Annotated in this window: 17 protein-coding genes; 9 read left to right on the forward strand and 8 right to left on the reverse strand. The window is 43.0% G+C overall.

Annotated elements, in window-relative coordinates:
* Positions 1–13: 13 nt before the first annotated feature.
* Positions 14–478 carry a GNAT family N-acetyltransferase gene (locus J0X14_RS09885; RefSeq protein WP_207097618.1) on the reverse strand — a complete coding sequence of 155 codons (465 nt, stop codon included), beginning with the start codon at positions 476–478 and terminating at the stop codon, positions 14–16.
* 65 nt (positions 479–543) lie between these two features.
* On the opposite strand from J0X14_RS09885, the gene J0X14_RS09890 reads away from it, so the two are divergent.
* Entirely contained in the window at positions 544–1,185 is a 642-nt protein-coding gene (locus J0X14_RS09890) for an O-methyltransferase (RefSeq protein WP_207097619.1), read from the forward strand.
* Here J0X14_RS09890 and J0X14_RS09895 read toward each other — a convergent pair.
* The 6 genes from J0X14_RS09895 to J0X14_RS09920 form a co-directional block, all read right to left on the reverse strand.
* Positions 1,151–1,723, reverse strand: coding sequence for a phosphatase PAP2 family protein (locus J0X14_RS09895; protein ID WP_207097620.1), 573 nt, complete (start codon positions 1,721–1,723; stop codon positions 1,151–1,153). The two genes, J0X14_RS09890 and J0X14_RS09895, sit on opposite strands and share 35 nt — an antisense overlap.
* Before the next feature lie 3 nt (positions 1,724–1,726).
* A complete protein-coding gene (locus J0X14_RS09900) occupies positions 1,727–2,005 on the reverse strand; it encodes a twin-arginine translocase TatA/TatE family subunit (protein ID WP_207097621.1) in 279 nt (92 codons plus the stop codon).
* An 86-nt stretch (positions 2,006–2,091) separates the two neighbouring features.
* Positions 2,092–4,404, reverse strand: a complete 2,313-nt coding sequence (locus tag J0X14_RS09905) for a M1 family metallopeptidase (protein WP_207097622.1) — start codon at positions 4,402–4,404, stop codon at positions 2,092–2,094.
* A gap of 61 nt (positions 4,405–4,465) precedes the next feature.
* On the reverse strand, positions 4,466–4,981 hold the full coding sequence (locus J0X14_RS09910) for a DUF6702 family protein (RefSeq protein WP_317194441.1): 516 nt from the start codon (positions 4,979–4,981) through the stop codon (positions 4,466–4,468).
* Between the two features lie 286 nt (positions 4,982–5,267).
* Positions 5,268–6,044 carry a carboxypeptidase-like regulatory domain-containing protein gene (locus J0X14_RS09915; protein WP_207097624.1) on the reverse strand — a complete coding sequence of 259 codons (777 nt, stop codon included), beginning with the start codon at positions 6,042–6,044 and terminating at the stop codon, positions 5,268–5,270.
* On the reverse strand, positions 6,041–6,781 hold the full coding sequence (locus J0X14_RS09920) for a carboxypeptidase-like regulatory domain-containing protein (protein WP_207097625.1): 741 nt from the start codon (positions 6,779–6,781) through the stop codon (positions 6,041–6,043). The genes J0X14_RS09915 and J0X14_RS09920 overlap by 4 nt, the downstream gene beginning before the upstream one ends.
* A gap of 214 nt (positions 6,782–6,995) precedes the next feature.
* On the opposite strand from J0X14_RS09920, the gene J0X14_RS09925 reads away from it, so the two are divergent.
* From J0X14_RS09925 to J0X14_RS09945, 5 genes are all read left to right on the forward strand, one after another.
* A complete protein-coding gene (locus tag J0X14_RS09925) occupies positions 6,996–9,353 on the forward strand; it encodes a beta strand repeat-containing protein (protein WP_207097626.1) in 2,358 nt (785 codons plus the stop codon).
* A gap of 3 nt (positions 9,354–9,356) precedes the next feature.
* On the forward strand, positions 9,357–10,517 hold the full coding sequence (locus J0X14_RS09930) for a gliding motility-associated C-terminal domain-containing protein (RefSeq protein ID WP_207097627.1): 1,161 nt from the start codon (positions 9,357–9,359) through the stop codon (positions 10,515–10,517).
* Between the two features lie 77 nt (positions 10,518–10,594).
* Complete coding sequence (locus J0X14_RS09935) at positions 10,595–11,329, forward strand: M15 family metallopeptidase (protein WP_207097628.1); 735 nt, start codon at positions 10,595–10,597, stop codon at positions 11,327–11,329.
* Positions 11,330–11,370: 41 nt separating this feature from the next.
* On the forward strand, positions 11,371–12,135 hold the full coding sequence (locus J0X14_RS09940; RefSeq protein WP_207097629.1) for a M48 family metalloprotease: 765 nt from the start codon (positions 11,371–11,373) through the stop codon (positions 12,133–12,135).
* Positions 12,136–12,252: 117 nt separating this feature from the next.
* A complete protein-coding gene (locus tag J0X14_RS09945) occupies positions 12,253–12,420 on the forward strand; it encodes a DUF6747 family protein (RefSeq protein ID WP_207097630.1) in 168 nt (55 codons plus the stop codon).
* Between the two features lie 94 nt (positions 12,421–12,514).
* Here J0X14_RS09945 and J0X14_RS09950 read toward each other — a convergent pair whose 3' ends face one another.
* A complete protein-coding gene (locus tag J0X14_RS09950; RefSeq protein WP_207097631.1) occupies positions 12,515–12,901 on the reverse strand; it encodes an ankyrin repeat domain-containing protein in 387 nt (128 codons plus the stop codon).
* 207 nt (positions 12,902–13,108) lie between these two features.
* Between J0X14_RS09950 and gpmI the strand changes: the two genes are divergently transcribed.
* From gpmI to J0X14_RS09965, 3 genes are read left to right on the forward strand one after another with little or no spacing between them, the layout of a single operon-like run.
* Entirely contained in the window at positions 13,109–14,626 is a 1,518-nt protein-coding gene (gpmI, locus tag J0X14_RS09955; RefSeq protein ID WP_207097632.1) for a 2,3-bisphosphoglycerate-independent phosphoglycerate mutase, read from the forward strand.
* A gap of 44 nt (positions 14,627–14,670) precedes the next feature.
* Positions 14,671–15,489, forward strand: coding sequence for a type I methionyl aminopeptidase (map, locus tag J0X14_RS09960; protein ID WP_207097633.1), 819 nt, complete (start codon positions 14,671–14,673; stop codon positions 15,487–15,489).
* Between the two features lie 19 nt (positions 15,490–15,508).
* On the forward strand, positions 15,509–16,273 hold the full coding sequence (locus tag J0X14_RS09965; protein ID WP_207097634.1) for a class I SAM-dependent methyltransferase: 765 nt from the start codon (positions 15,509–15,511) through the stop codon (positions 16,271–16,273).
* The last annotated feature ends 17 nt before the right edge of the window (positions 16,274–16,290 follow it).

Raw genomic sequence — 16,290 nt, forward strand, 5'->3', positions numbered from 1 at the left:
TTTGCCCAGTAATTCACTCCAAGCGCATTTCAATGATATGCTTTTTAAATCCTACTTTTTCATAGGCCTTTATAGCGGGAAGGTTATCACTGTAAACCGTTAAGCGGATTTCCTGAAAGCCATTTTCATGGGACCATTTCTTTAATTCATCTACAATCAAAGCATTGATACCCTTTCCTCTATAGGCCGGGTCAGTGTACATAAATCCCAAATAGGCATAATATTCGTGGTCCAGATAATGTCTGGCCCGCTTGGAAATGGCATAACCCGATGATACCACCTTACCATCCACTTCTGCGACTATAACACAGCTGTTATCATCCAAAATCATCTGTTTAAGGTCATAATAACTTATTGGATCTTCCTTAATGGTCACATCAAAAGGGCGTTCTGCGGTGATGATGCCTTGTTCAAAATGGAGCAGGATGGACAAATCCTCCAAAGTGGCATTCCGAATTGTGATTTGGTCTGAAGTCATTTTAATTGAGGGTACAAGTTATCTCCGAATGTAGTTCTTTTATCTATTTTTGAAAAAAATAAACCATGCATTTTCTCTCCAACATCCTGGAAGATTATATCGAAGAACACTCCCAAACAGAACCTGAATTATTGGCGGAGTTGTCACGGGAAACCCACCTAAAGGTGGTGCACCCCCGTATGATCACGGGGCATTTTCAAGGTCGTGTACTGAGTTTACTATCCAAAATCATCGCTCCCAAAAACATCTTGGAAATTGGAACCTACACAGGGTATTCGGCTCTTTGTTTGGTGGAAGGACTTCGCAACAACGGAGAATTGCACACCATTGAAATCAATGAGGAGCTACACGATTTTCAACGCAAGTATTTTGATCGAAGCGGCTATGGTTCACAAATCATTCAACATACGGGAGATGCCATGGACATTATCCCAACACTTGACCTTTCTTTTGACCTCATCTTTATTGATGCCCAAAAAGTGAACTACGATGCCTATTTTGAAGCAGCGATTCAAAAAACGAAATCGGGTAGTGTTATTTTATCGGATAATGTGCTGTGGTCCGGAAAAGTGGTGGAACCGGTTCCCAAATCGGATAAGGCCACCCTTGCTTTGAAGGCCTACAATAAGAAACTGCAAAATGACCCCAGGGTGGAAACTGTTTTGCTGCCCATTAGGGATGGGTTGACCCTGAGTAGGGTAAAATAAAACGGTTATGGAGTTTGTAAAACAATAGCCCGGATAGTATTCCAACCACCGCACCAACCATGATATCGATGGGAAAATGCACCCCAACATAGATGCGGCTCATGGCAAACAGAATAGGCCAAATAAAAAATAAGAGCGCCCACTTTATTTTTTTCCTCAAAAAAAGAAACACTAAAGTTGTGATGGAAAAGGAACTTGAGGCATGCCCTGAGAAAAAGCTATAATCCGTTGGACTTTTTAGAATACGAATCAGTGTATTGATCTCTTCAGTGTTGTTGGGTCTCAGTCGGGCTACCGATATTTTGGTCCAATGGGTTATGGTGGTAATAAAAATAATCAAGCCAATTAAGGTCAAAACCTTAAACCAAGCCTCCCGTTTTGGAAACTTCAGGAAAAACAATACAATAAAAAAGATAAAAAGAGGGGTCCATGTGGCAATGTTGGTAATGGTAGACCAGAACCCATCATATTCTTCAATGCCCAAACTATTGAGATAGATAAACGTGTCCCTATCCCATTCGAGCACTTTTTTAAGCATGGATTACTTGAGATTTCTTTTTACCGATCCTGTAACCTCATCAACATTTTTCTTTACCTCATCGATTTCTTTTCGAATGTCTTTGGTAAAGTCGGTATCGATGCCTTGTTTATCGGCACTTTTTTGGATTTCGCGCTTAATATCATCGGTTGCATCCCGAAGTTGACGCATTCCCTTACCCAGTCCTTTGGCAATCCCGGGAATTTTATCGGCACCAAAGACCATCACCACTATAAATAGGATGAAAAAAATCTCTGCGCCACTTATGAATAGAAAATACATGCAACAAATATAATCAGAAGTTAGTAGGAAAATAAAAAAAGCCCCGTGAAATCACAGGGCTTTTAACAGCTATTTTGTAACTAAATCTATCCTTTGATGTTGTCCTTGAACTGATCAAAGTCCGATTTCTCTTCTTTTTTGGGCCAAGCATTGTTGGTAGTATCAATATCCGCCGTTTCCAACTTTGGATCTACCACAATCCCTACCAATTCTTTTTGGGATGAAATCACCCTTTTTACCTCAGCATCGTTCTTTCTCCAAATCTCAGGTGGGTAAGTAACATTTTCCTTGGTGCCATCGGCATAGGTATACTCCACAATCAATGGCATTGGAATTCCTCCTGGCTTGTCAAAAGTGACTTCGTAGAAATATTTGGGCTCTTCAACCTGAGACCGCTCTGCCTCGGTCATGTTGTCCATCATAAATTCCTTCAGGTTTTGGGAAGTTTCCGTTGGAGATTTGCCTTTAAGCTCAGGCATGTAATCCTCACTGTCTTCATCTGCCAAATAGACCAAAGGAGGTAAATCAGCTTCCGTGAGATTTCTATCGGCCATATATTTTTCCATTTCCTTGGTAGGCTTGTTGGTCACGTAATATTTTTTGACCCCTTTTACACCTATATCCACATAATCGGTGGTGTAGAACCAGCTTCTCCAGAACCAATCCAAATCCACGGCAGAAGCATCTTCCATGGTACGGAAGAAATCCTCTGGGGTTGGGTGCTTAAACATCCAACGCTGTGCATAGGTCTTAAAGGCATGATCGAACAATTCCCTACCCATTACGGTTTCTCTAAGAATATTCAATGCCGTAGCAGGTTTTCCGTAGGCATTTGGTCCCAATTGGTAGACATTTTCTGGGTTTGACATGATTGGGGAGATGTAACTCTGATCTCCGCCCATGTACGGTACAATGTCTGCTGGATTTCCTCTACGCGATGGATAATTTTCACCAGGAGCAATGACATCTGGATAGTTCCTTCCAAATTCCTGCTCGGCCAAGTACTGCATAAAGGTATCGAGACCTTCATCCATCCATCCCCACTGACGCTCATCTGAGTTGACAATCATTGGGAAGAAATTATGGCCCACTTCGTGGATAATTACACTGATCATTCCGAATTTCACTCGATCTGAATAGGTTCCATCCTCATTGGGTCGACCATAGTTCCAGCAAATCATGGGGTATTCCATCCCTTGATTTTTCGCGTGTACAGAAATGGCCTTATGGTATGGGTAATCAAATGTATGTTTGGAATAGGTCTGCAGCGTCTGTACCACAGCTTTTGTGGACATATCTTCCCATAGCGGATTTCCTTCTTTTGGATACAGGGAAACCGCCATTACATCTTTGCCACCAATTTTTACGGCCTGCATATCCCAAATAAACTTACGGGATGAAGCAAAGGCATAGTCCCTCACATTGGTCGCCTTGAACTTCCATGTCTTAGTATCTGTTGAGAATCCCTTTTCAGCGGCCTCAGCCTCTTCTTGGGTTACAATGATGACAGGCTTGTCATAAGATTTTTTGGCATCCTTGTACCGCTTCATCATGTCTTTGGTGAAAACTTCATCTCTGTTCTGAAGCTCTCCCGTTGCATCCAAAACATGGTCCGCTGGAACGGTAATGCTTACATCGTAGTTTCCAAAGGGAAGTGCAAACTCTCCACTGCCCCAGAACTGATGGTTTTGCCATCCTTCCACATCGCTGTATACCGCCATTCTTGGAAAGAATTGGGCAATCACATAGGCACGGTTACCGTCCGCTGCAAAATATTCAAATCCGGAACGGGCCCTATTTACCGTATGGTCAGGAACATTGTACCACCATTTAACCGAGAAAGAAACTTTTTCCCCACTCTTTAGCGGTTGCGGAATGTTTACTCGCATCATGGTTTGGTTGATGGTATGCGATAATGGTTTTCCACTGGCATCCGTCACCGATTCAATATTGAAACCACCGTCAAAAGGCTCGCTCATGTAGGTTTCGGCAAAATTACCTGCGGTGTAGGCAATGTTCACCCCATTTCCATCACGTAGTGGGGATTTGGAATCCTTGGCACGGACATTTTGGTCCAACTGTACCCAAAGAAACTCCAAAACATCAGGGGAGTTGTTATGGTAGGTAATGGTTTCCTCACCATGAATTCTTGCATTTTTGTCATCCAACTGCACATTGATCACATAATCGGCTTGTTGTTGGTAGTAATCCGGACCTGGGGCTCCAGATGCGGACCGATAGTTGTTGGGGGTGGAAAATTCCTCGTACAACTGTTTAAACTTACTTTGATTGTAATGACCTGGCTCCCGTGCCGGTTTGGTTTCCTCTTCTTCCTGCGCCATCAAAACAGTACCAAAAAGAAATAGTACGGAAGCAAAATAATACTTAACTCTGTTCATTTTTTATTTGATTTTAAAACGTTGAAAAATAGCTCTTTTTTAACCAACCGTTAACAATTCGTTACAAGTTTAACATTCCTTTATTATTTTCCTTGATGAGCACAAAACTCTTCTTTTGGTCTTTCCATTTTAGGTGGACCACGTTCTGTTGTTCTTCAAATAAATCGGTGAGAATCTCATTTTGAATGGCTACGGATTTTAGCCCCGAAAAATTAACTTTGGGAATTTCAAGATAGCAGATGACCACATCATTGTCATAGCGTTTTCCCAAGAAGGTATATTCAGCCGTTTTGCCATTGAGTTCCATGGCAAATTTGGCCCTAAAGTATTTTTCTATGTATTCATCAGCCACTTTAGCCTCATTGGGGGTGGCCAACTTAGCTTTAATGCCATAGCGCTCTTCCAAGAGGGCATTCAAATCATCAATAAAAATGCGACTCGTAATCTGAAAAGCATCATCTTCCTCAGCATACACCACATTGGTGACGCTTACATAGAATTTATGGGCTGATGTGAATGATAAAAAAAGTACCACGGCCAATGGCAATAGTAGATTCCTTACAGTTCTCTTTTTCATCATATAGATTTTAGTACTCCAATGCTGGGGCAATGTTACAGGATTTCATGGGATTTTTATGCAAAAGACTTGCCAAAATATGCTTTTTGGACATTGGACCCATGATATTAGAAAAAAGATAAAAAACGGGTATTGGATATTGGAATTTACTATTTGGGATTGTTACTTGATGGTTGTTGGAATTTGGAATTTTGAACTTGAACTTGACTCTTGATCTCTGACTCCTGACCTCTGACTTCCGACTCCTGACTCCTGACTCCTGACTCCTGACTCCTGACTCCTGACTTCAATCCAAATTATTGTTCTCCCGATACACCCTGCTCTTTTGCACCATAAAATCCCATATTTTCAACTTGTCCTGCGAATCAACAGTGGTTTGAAATGCTTCATCCACTTCACAGAAATACATAAAATCCTCTATTTTTTCCATTGGAATCTTTAAGGTGGTCACAAAAAGAGAATCCACATAAAAGTCTTGTACCCGTTGTGTCCGAGCATAGGTGTTGTCCACTTCGAGGCGGTTCTTTAACATTTTGGTGCGACCTGTTATGGCATTGATAATAGGATTTAGTGGCACAATCCCGCTTCCAGAAACAGCTTCATTGAGCTTTCGTTCACTTTGGGTAAAATCTTTGGCATTGGCATTGGGAAGGCCCAAGGCCTCGGCATCCACAATTCTTGGAGGGGGAAGCTTTTCAAGATCTTTATCCAAAACCCCAGATAGGTTGTACGGACTCACCACCACTTCCCGTAGCTCGTTGACAAATTCCTCCAAAGGAACTGTCACAAAATTTGAATTGTACACTGCCTCGGTCACGGGAAGCAACTTTCTCTGAAAATGCACCGCCGAGAAGACCAAGGTGTCGTTCACCTGTACCCTAATGGTAAAATTTCCATCAATATCTGTGATAACGGCTTCATCCGAAGAAATATTCTGGACCACAACGCCCACCACATCCTCAGTGGCACTGGTAACCACTCCCCGTAAAATTTTACGAGCACTGTCTTGGGCCGTGGCACCAAAGGTGAATAAACATACTAATGGAAAAAGAAGTTGCTTCATTCCTCATTCAACTCGGTCAAAAAGGCTTTGCTCTGAGTCACCAAAAAATCAATCAATTGAAACTCATTTTCTTTGCGCAACAAGGTCTGGGAAGGAATTTTATCATCACAATACAATAAAAAAGCATCTATTTTGTCTTGCGGAAGTTTTAAATCCGCCACAAAAAACTCATCGTCATACACATGACGAAGCACCTCGCTTACCTTAAGTGGGGCCCTTTGCGCACCCTCTTCTTCATGGGATTTAAAAAGCGCTTTGAAAATATTTACAAAGTTGAGCCCGTCCCGCATGCCGCGAACCGTTCTGGACTCCGCCACATTTTCAACCTCCGTACTTCTATCAATTTCGTAGTCAAATTGTTTAAAATCCTCATTCTTCACCTCCAAAAATCGTTCTTGGTTTTCCGGGGTCACCACTACCTCGTCCAACTCCCGTATCTTTTCGGTCACTTCCACTACCAAGCGGTTATTCGCAAGAATTTCCTCGGTAACGGTAAGTACTTCCAGTTGGTAGTTCACCGCTGTAAACACCAGTTGGTCCCCTGCCTTTACCATTATGGCAAATTCCCCATCATCATTGGTAATTGTGGCATTTCCGGAAGTAGAATTAATTACATTCTCGTTGGGTACATTGGTGCTCCGGTACAGCACTTTCCCGCGCAATAAATGGCGGTCTTCCTGTGCCATGGACAGAGCAGAAAAAAACAACGAAAACAGAATCAAAACTATATTTTTCATAAGAAAGCATTTAGCCCAAGTTAAAGAAAACTCTTGAAGCCCATATAAAAAAATAAAGCTGTTCTAAACTTTTGTTAATTCTCCGAGGCATACTTTTGAAAAAAGGGTATCCGTTCACCCGTGAACTTTACCTTTTGAACGGGATTTATTAGCATAATCAAATCATAAGGTTAGTTTTGTGGATTCCGTTTGGAAACCTCAAATAACAAACACTGTGAAAACGCAAATTGCCTTTTTGATTGTTGGCCTACTCCTGTTCACTTCTCTGAAAGCCCAGGTAAAAATTGGCGATAATCCACAAAATTTGGACCCTGCCTCTGTTCTGGAATTGGAAAGCAGTAACCGTGTGCTGGTCATCACCCGGGTCACCACGGCCCAAATGAGCGCTATAAACCCTTTGCCCGGTGCCTTAATCTATAATACCGATGAAGACTGTATCCACTACTACAACGGGGTGGAATGGATCAATATCTGTGAGGCGTTGGACAACTCGTTTACCGTAAGTACCCAAGCAGTTTTCAACACCGCCCCAGATGCCAGGGACAGTACCGTGGTAGTGACTCAAACCGAAACTCCGGACGGCATTAACTACAACTTTGAGGTGAACCAGATTACGGGCGACAATGTATACAACGGCACCTTATTTGGTAGCGATTTGGCCCCTCAAACTGTGGGGGTACGTGAAATACAAAATGGGTCGGTTGGACTTGAAAAACTGGAAGATGGTACTTTGACCGGGCAACTCATGCAATGGGATGGGATTAATTGGACCTTGATTTCCGAAGCCGATATTACCGTTACGGAACTTGATGGTGTTGTGGGAAATGAGGTGGTAGGTCCCACGGATACAACCTTAGTTTTAAATGGAAATGGGACTGAGGCCCTACCCTTTACCCTAGACGTAGCGCTTTATGGGATTGACACTGAAGAATTAAACACAGATGCGGTAACCTCAGCTAAAATTGCCAATGGCGCCATTGTCAATGAAGATATATCACACACCGCCGCCATTCTGGGGACCAAAATCAATTCTGACTTTGGAGATCAAGATGTGGTGACCACTGGAGCCCTTGCCTCAGGTAACGCCACTATTACAGGAACCCTCACAACCTCCGGATTGGTTACCATTGGAGCAAATACCATTACCAATGCTGATGGAACAAACGGACAGGTGCTCACCACCGATGGTGCCGGGAACGCATCTTGGCAGGATACCAGCCCAACTGCCGTAGAAACCACTGCGGCCATTAACGGGGATGGACTTGTGGGCAGCCCACTTGATTTGGCAGACAATGCAGTCACAACCCAAAAAATATTGGATGGAAATGTTACCAATGCAAAGATTGCAAACGATGCCATCACAAATGCAAAGATGGCGGATGATGCAGTCAACACCAATGAAATTGTAGACAATGCCATTACAACACCAAAGATTCTTGATGGAAACATCACCAATGCAAAAGTTGCTGATAATGCCATTAACATTGATAAAATAGGAACATTGGGGGCAGCTGATGCCAACAATGTGCTAACCACAAACGGGGCTGGCGACCCCCAATGGGAAGACAGAACAAACTTCGCCTCCTCAGCGCTCAACGACGGCAACATCTTTGTCGGTAATGTCGCGAACAGCGCAACAGGTGTGCCAATGAGTGGTGATGCCACTATTGATAACACAGGGCTCTTGACAATACAAAATGATGCCGTAACCAATGCAATGATGGCCGATGATGCGGTCAATACTGATGAAATTGTAGACAATGCCATTACAACACCAAAGATTCTTGATGGAAATATCACCAATGCAAAAGTTGCTGATAATGCCATCAATATTGATAAAATAGGAACATTGGGGGCAGCCGATGCTAATAGTGTGCTAACCACAAACGGAATCGGCGACCCCCAATGGGAAAACAGAACAAATTTCACCTCTTCTGCACTGAACGATGGTGACATTTTTGTTGGTGATGCCACAAACAATGCTGTTGGTGTGACCATGGGAGGTGATGCAACCATAAATAACCTAGGGGAACTCACCATAGCAAACGATGCCATTACCAATGTTAAAATGGCAAACGATGCGATTGACACTGATGAAATCGTGGACGATGCCGTCACAACAGACAAGATATTGGATGCAAACGTAACCACCGACAAAATCGCTAACGGTGATGTTACGCCAATTAAAATTGAACCTTCAGCTTCCCCTACAGATGGTGATGTGCTTACCACCGTAGGTGGAGCAGTTGTCTGGCAAGCTCCAGCCGTTGTCGCCATGGGGAAGGTTAGTGCAGATGCATTAACTGTCAACTCTAATGGTGCTGGTGTTGTTCGAAACAGTGCTGGAAATTACACAGTTACCTTTGGTGCTGGAGTGACGATAGATGCAGACTACATTGTACAACTAACATTACTTAATGCAGGGCCAGATGTCACTATTGAAGTATCAGGAACCCCAACAGCCACCACTTTTACAGTTCAAATTTCGCAACTTTCCGAACAAGATCTTGCTGGAGCATTGATTGCAACTCCCGTTGATGCTCAGTGGTATTTCACCGTAACAGACTTCTAACCCTTGAAACCCCTCCTCCACATATCCATTTTGTTATTGGGCTGTATTGTTCAAGCCCAAACCGGTCTGTACCATGCCGGCAATATGCAGGTGCATGGCAACTTGGGGTTTCATACCAGTTTTATCAACGATTCTGCCTTTGATCAAACTGATGGCTTGGTAGGTTTTTATGAGAGCAACGTAATTCAGGTAGCAGGGAACATTCCCCCCACCCTTTGGGATATGGAGGTGATGGTCCCCAACAATATTTTTTTACGGAATTCGGTCAATGTGCGGAACAACCTCAATTTTATTGAGGGCAACATCCTTACCACCCTCAATGATCCATCGGTCTATCTTAATTTTATGGACCAAGGTACCTATACCGAAGAGGCCAACCCCAGAAAAGTAACCGGGTTTGCCGCCATTACCAATCGGGATGTTTTTCGTTTTCCCGTTGGAGATGAAAACCAACTCCGGTCCTTGACCTTGGATTCGCAAGGCGTGACTCCTTTGGCCATTTGTGCCTATTTTTTTGAGAATCCCTCCTCACCCATATCCATTCCCCAAAGCTTTGATGTCAATGAAAAGATACGGGACATTGGTACGGTGAGCGATCAGGAGTTTTGGATTGTCCAAAGTGATGTATCGGCACAGGTCACCATTAGTTGGAACGCGCGAAGTGGTCTGGGGCTTATTCCCAATGCGACTTTGGAATCAGTTCGGTTAGTAGGATGGAACAAAGCTTCCAGCCAATGGACCATTATTGGCAATGCGGCCGTTAGCGGTGATATTACCGAAGGTTTTTTAACCTCCAATGCTTTTGTTCCCAATGATTTTGCGGCCATTACGTTTGGCACCATTCCACTGCCCACGGATACTTTTGCGGTGGACAACCCAACATTGGGCAACTATTTTTTAAGCCCCAACGGGGATGGCACCAACGACTTTCTGGTGATTGATGGTATGGAGGAATCGCCCAACAACAGTTTGATCATCTACAATCGACTTGGGCAAAAAGTCTATGAAAAAATCAACTATGTCAATGAGTTCTATGGGATGTCCAATGCGGGAAGTCTTTACACCAACCGCGAAATGGGTCTGCCCGAAGGTGTCTATTTTTATCTGGTGACCCTGGATGACCTAGGGCTGGAATACACTGGTTTTCTGTTTTTAGATCGATAGCCGCAACCCATCACAAGCAAATAGTGTAGCTTCCTTGACAAAAAAATACTTCTTACCTTGGCACAAAAATCAATTCCATGAAAAGAAGGACTTTTGTTAAAACAGCATCCATTTCTGGTTTGGCCTGTTCCTTACCACCTGTTTTTCCCCATTTTATTTCCGATGAATATTCTACTGACGAATTGATGGGCAAGGCTGTTATAGATCTTTTTGGTGAGGGCATCAACCTCAGAAAAGAAGCCTATGAGTCTTTCTTGGAAATGAAAAAAGCCGCCTATTCTGATGGTTTTGATATTAAAATGGTGTCCAGTTATAGGGATTTTTACCATCAAGCAAGCATTTGGGAACGAAAATATTTAGCTTTTACCGAAGATGAAGGTTTGGAACCGCTTGAAGCCATAGACAAGATCATTGAATATTCCACCATTCCCGGTACCAGCAGGCATCATTGGGGCACCGATATTGACATTATTGATGGGTATCCTAAAGTTTCGGGCGATGTTTTGGTCCCAGAAAAATTTGAAAAGGGCGGCCCCTTTGAAAACTTTAAATTGTGGTTGGACGAAAACTCAGAAAAATTTGGGTACCATCTCGTCTATACCAACGAACCCAAACGAAGGGGATTCAAATACGAGCCATGGCATTATAGCTACGCCCCCATTTCCATTCCCATGTTGACGGCCTACAGAAGACTCAACATTTTGCGCTTGCTGGAAAAAGAGGAGTTTTATGGCTTTGAACACTTTACCACAGGCTTTATCAAAACCTATATTCAAGACAATATTCTGGACATAAATCCAGCGTTGCTGTAGTGTTTTTTTTCGTATCTTCAATGGTCTAGAACACGAACACCATGAGAAGAGGAAGTTGGAGAATCCGCATCCTAATCGGGCTGGCCATTGTGGCATTTGCCTTTGTCCGCCGCTGCAATAACCAAGAAGAGAATCCCTATACCGGAAGGGTTCAAAATATAAACATGACCGCGGAGCAGGAGATTGCCATTGGGCTGCAAAGTGCCACGGAAATGGCACAACAGCATGGTGGCCTCTACCCTGATGAGCGTATGCAGGCCTTGGTGGATGCTGTAGGCAAAAAGCTAGTCAATAGTAGCATTGCTCGTGAAACACCCTATGAATACGACTTTCACCTCTTGGCCGATGACCGCACCATTAATGCCTTTGCCCTACCCGGAGGACAGTGTTTTATCACCTATGCACTGTTTTCCCAACTCAATGAAGCCCAACTGGCCGGAGTATTGGGACACGAAATAGGTCATGTAATCGGCAGGCATTCTGCGGAACGTATTGCTGAAAGCAATTTTTGGCAGACCTTGGCCACGGGAGCATCTGTGGGTGGTGATATGGGAAGTGTGGTGGCAGGAATAGGTCAGAACACCTTGTTGAAAAATGGCAGGGGCGATGAACTGGAAAGTGATGAGTTGGGTGTCTTGTTTATGATTCAATCTGGGTATGACCCCTATGAGATGATTAAGGTTATGGAGATTTTAAAGGCAGCTGCCGGACCGGACCGCGTACCCGAATTTCAAAGTACCCATCCAGACCCCGAAAACCGGATTGAAAAGATAAGAGAAGCCATCAAAAAATATTCAGGTCGATAGATTCGGCACGTTTATCGAGAAAAAAAGAGCTTTGCTTAGATTTGCTTATCTTTGATGTACCCCCAAATCCTACAATTGTTTTCTTATCCCGTTTGTGCTATCCAAAAACGAGAACACATGGGAACACTAGTACATTTTAAAAACCTCTACGTAGAGGCATTTGACGATTGCAAACCGAGCTTTATTGTACTTTTTTTAAAAGGGTATTCCGTATTTTGTGGCATCATGTTGATGATGGCGTTTTATGCGTTTATATATAGAGCTTTTACAGGCTTTGAGTTCTAAGCCAATGATATACTCTTTTACAGGACACTACAAGTAAATGAGAAAAAAAAGCCCATCCTTTGGATGGGCTTTTTGCTTTGAATGAATAAACTCCTTATTTTTTCATAGCATCTTCCAAAACAGCCAGTGCTTCAGTTGCATTGGACATTTCGGCATATTTCTTAGCAGTATATCCTTGATCGGAACGTCTTTTAAAGTTCGCACCGTTTTCAATGAGCAGACTCAAGATTTCAGCTTGGTTATAACGAGCGGCAAAATGTACAGGTGCCATCCCAAGGGATTTTTCATTGACATCCTCACCCAACTCAATAAGCTTTTTAACAGTCTCTACATCGCCTTGCATAATGGCCTTGCAAAAGGAATTGACCTCTACGGGCAGAGCGGATACATTCAGATTTACATCTGAGATAGGTTCATTGGCAGAAACGCCAGTTGCTACTAGCATGCAAAATGCAGCTACTGTTAGGATTGTTTTTTTCATGATGAATTGTTTTTGTTTATAGATTAAACTGTTACAAAAATAGACTTCTCATCAGGGCAAATGTTACGGCATTAACAGTTAAATAACTAAATTTTAACAAGACTTCATTTTAAGTGCCTGATAATTATTAAATCCGTAACCATAAAAACATCCAAAAGCTAGGGCATCCAATCAGATCACTTTATTTTTGACATACAATTCTACGTTATGAACAAAAAGACAATCCTAATGATTTTGGATGGCTGGGGAAAATCCCCGGACCCAAAAGTTTCGGCCATTGCACAGGCCAACACACCCTTCGTTGATTCACTATATACCCAATATCCCAACGCCAATCTTCTCACCGATGGAATGAATGTTGGTCTTCCGGAAGGTCAAATGGGAAACAGTGAGGTGGGACACATGAATTTGGGTGCCGGCAGGATTGTCTATCAAGATTTGGCCAAAATCAACAAAGCGGTCAAAGAAGATACCCTAAAAGAAGAAAAAGTCTTGAAAGAAGCCTTTGAATATGCCAAAACCAACAACAAGGCTGTACATTTTTTGGGCTTGGTCAGTGATGGCGGTGTACACAGTCATATTGATCATTTGAAGGCATTAATCAAAGCTGCGGATGACAGTGGTGTGAAAAATTCCTTTATCCATGCCTTTACCGATGGACGTGACGTAGATCCCAAAAGTGGGAAAGGTTTTCTTATTGATCTTACCCATTTCTGTTCGGACAAGAACACCAAATTGGCCACTGTGGTGGGAAGATATTATGCCATGGACCGGGATAAACGTTGGGAACGCGTAAAATTGGCCTATGATGTCATGGTAAATGCCGATGGAGAAAACGTTCAAGACATTAGTGATGCCATGCAAAAAAGTTATGATGAGGGTGTCACCGATGAATTTATAAAGCCTTTGGTTTTAACCGGTGCCGACGGTCTACCGCTGACAAAAATAACAGAAGGTGATGTGATTATCTTCTTCAACTTTAGGACCGATCGCGGTCGAGAACTGACACAAGCGCTGAGTCAGCAGGATTTTCATGAGCAGAACATGCACAAAATGGATCTGTACTACGTTACCATGACCAATTATGACGATTCGTTTAAAGGCATAAAAGTGGTCTATGACAAGGAAAACATCAAGGACACCTTGGGCGAAGTGTTGGCTAAAAATGGAAAAAAACAGATTCGTATTGCGGAAACCGAAAAATATCCGCACGTTACCTTTTTCTTCAACGGAGGACGGGAAGAACCTTTTGAAGGTGAAAAACGCATCCTATGCCCATCGCCAAAAGTGGCCACCTACGATCTACAACCCGAAATGAGTGCTTATGATATTCGGGATGCCATTATTCCTGAGTTAAAAAAAGGAGAAGCTGATTTTGTATGCCTCAACTTTGCCAATCCGGATATGGTAGGACATACCGGGGTTATGGAAGCTGCCATCAAGGCCTGCGAAACTGTGGATGAATGCGCCAAAGATGTCATCACAGCAGGATTGGAAAATGGCTACTCCACCATTGTTATTGCCGACCATGGTAATTGCGATACCATGATCAATCCAGATGGAAGTCCCAATACCGCCCATACCACCAATCCAGTTCCGCTGATTCTAGTGGATAAGGATATCAAGGAAATCAAAGGCGGGGTTTTGGGTGATATTGCCCCTACTATTCTAAAAATGATAGGCATACCCCAACCCAAACTCATGACCCAAAAACCATTGGTTTAAGGCAAGATTCGTCAAATCCATAGATTCAATTTATCTTTGCAGCTATGATTCACATAAAGACAGCAGAGGAAATTGAATTGATGCGCGAGAGTGCATTGGTGGTTTCACGTACCTTGGGAATGTTGGCCAAGGAAATCAGGCCAGGGGCCATTCCCTTGAAATTGGATAAAATGGCCGAGGAATTTATCCGTGAACAAGGTGCAGAACCGGGCTTTTTGGGTATGTACGATTTCCCCAACACCCTTAATTGGAGTCCCAACGCACAAGTGGTCCATGGCATTCCCAACAACGAACCCCTTAAAGAAGGTGATGTTATTTCTGTGGATTGTGGTGCGCTAAAAAATGGTTTTTACGGAGACCACGCCTATACTTTTGAGGTTGGTGAAGTTGCCGAAGAGACCAAAAAATTACTCAAGGTCACCAAAGAATCGCTTTATATAGGAATCAAGGAATTTAAAGAAGGAAATCGTGTGGGTGATGTAGGCTATGCCATCCAAAAATACACAGAAGACCATGGGTATGGTGTGGTCCGTGAGTTGGTGGGGCACGGTTTGGGGAGAGAACTTCACGAAGATCCCCAAATGCCCAATTATGGAAAGCGCGGTCGTGGGAAAAAATTTGTCAATGGTATGGTTGTGGCCATTGAACCCATGATTAATATGGGAACTCGACGTATTAAACAACTCAATGACGGATGGACCATTTTAACCGCAGATGGTAAACCCAGTGCCCATTTTGAGCATGATGTGGCTTTAGTGGATGGTAAACCAGAGTTGCTTTCAACCTATCAATATATATATGATGCTTTGGGCATCAACAGTGATGAGGAGGATGAATTCCGAAGCAAAAAGTTAGTACTTTAAGCATCAATCAGTGTGATTCGTGTCAGATATATTTAAGTTTTTCCTAAACCTAATTCCAAGACCTTTACTCATACGATTAAGTTATTGGGTACGTCCTTTGATTGCCTTTTCCTTAAAAGGAAAGAATTTCACTGATCCTATTGACGGGAAAAGTTTCAGGAAGTTTCTTCCCTACGGATATGAAAATCCGCGGGAGAATGTGCTCTCCCCTTCCACGCTGTCTTTGGAAAGACACCGATTGCTTTGGCTTTATCTTGTGAATGAAACGGATTTCTTCACTAAACCGCTCAAAGTACTTCACTTTGCACCCGAACAGGCCTTTCATAAGCGATTCAAAAAGTTAAGCAACATTGAGTACACCACTACCGATTTGAATTCACCCTTGGCCGAGGTGAAAGCTGATATCTGTAACCTTCCGTTTGGAGACAACAGTTTTGACGTAATCCTCTGCAACCACGTATTGGAACATATTCCAGATGACACCAAGGCCATGCAAGAACTCTTTCGGGTCATGAAGCCGGGCGGATGGGGCATCTTTCAAATTCCGCAAGATTTAAAGCGGGAAAAGACCTTTGAAGATGACTCCATTACCGATAAGAAGGAACGTGCCCGAATCTTTGGTCAATATGACCATGTGCGTATTTACGGCAGGGATTATTTTGACAAACTCCGCAGCATTGGCTTTAAGGTGCATGAAGTTGACTACACTAAAACACTCCCAAAGGAAGAGGTGGAAAAATACCGCTTGGCCAAAGGTGAGATCATACCTCTTGTCCTTAAGTAAAGTGTCAGTTCGAGCGC

This window comes from Allomuricauda sp. CAU 1633, from assembly GCF_017313225.1.
In the GTDB taxonomy this organism is placed as follows: Bacteria; Bacteroidota; Bacteroidia; order Flavobacteriales; family Flavobacteriaceae; genus Flagellimonas.

Coding starts and splice junctions, on each gene's coding strand:
- J0X14_RS09905 (WP_207097622.1), bottom strand. CDS start 4,404: ATGAACAGAGTTAAGTATTATTTTGCTTCCGTACTATTTCTTTTTGGT.
- J0X14_RS09945 (WP_207097630.1), top strand. CDS start 12,253: ATGGGAACACTAGTACATTTTAAAAACCTCTACGTAGAGGCATTTGAC.
- J0X14_RS09915 (WP_207097624.1), bottom strand. CDS start 6,044: ATGAAGCAACTTCTTTTTCCATTAGTATGTTTATTCACCTTTGGTGCC.
- J0X14_RS09950 (WP_207097631.1), bottom strand. CDS start 12,901: ATGAAAAAAACAATCCTAACAGTAGCTGCATTTTGCATGCTAGTAGCA.
- map (WP_207097633.1), top strand. CDS start 14,671: ATGATTCACATAAAGACAGCAGAGGAAATTGAATTGATGCGCGAGAGT.
- J0X14_RS09885 (WP_207097618.1), bottom strand. CDS start 478: ATGACTTCAGACCAAATCACAATTCGGAATGCCACTTTGGAGGATTTG.
- J0X14_RS09900 (WP_207097621.1), bottom strand. CDS start 2,005: ATGTATTTTCTATTCATAAGTGGCGCAGAGATTTTTTTCATCCTATTT.
- J0X14_RS09895 (WP_207097620.1), bottom strand. CDS start 1,723: ATGCTTAAAAAAGTGCTCGAATGGGATAGGGACACGTTTATCTATCTC.
- J0X14_RS09920 (WP_207097625.1), bottom strand. CDS start 6,781: ATGAAAAATATAGTTTTGATTCTGTTTTCGTTGTTTTTTTCTGCTCTG.
- gpmI (WP_207097632.1), top strand. CDS start 13,109: ATGAACAAAAAGACAATCCTAATGATTTTGGATGGCTGGGGAAAATCC.
- J0X14_RS09890 (WP_207097619.1), top strand. CDS start 544: ATGCATTTTCTCTCCAACATCCTGGAAGATTATATCGAAGAACACTCC.
- J0X14_RS09940 (WP_207097629.1), top strand. CDS start 11,371: ATGAGAAGAGGAAGTTGGAGAATCCGCATCCTAATCGGGCTGGCCATT.
- J0X14_RS09910 (WP_317194441.1), bottom strand. CDS start 4,981: ATGAAAAAGAGAACTGTAAGGAATCTACTATTGCCATTGGCCGTGGTA.
- J0X14_RS09935 (WP_207097628.1), top strand. CDS start 10,595: ATGAAAAGAAGGACTTTTGTTAAAACAGCATCCATTTCTGGTTTGGCC.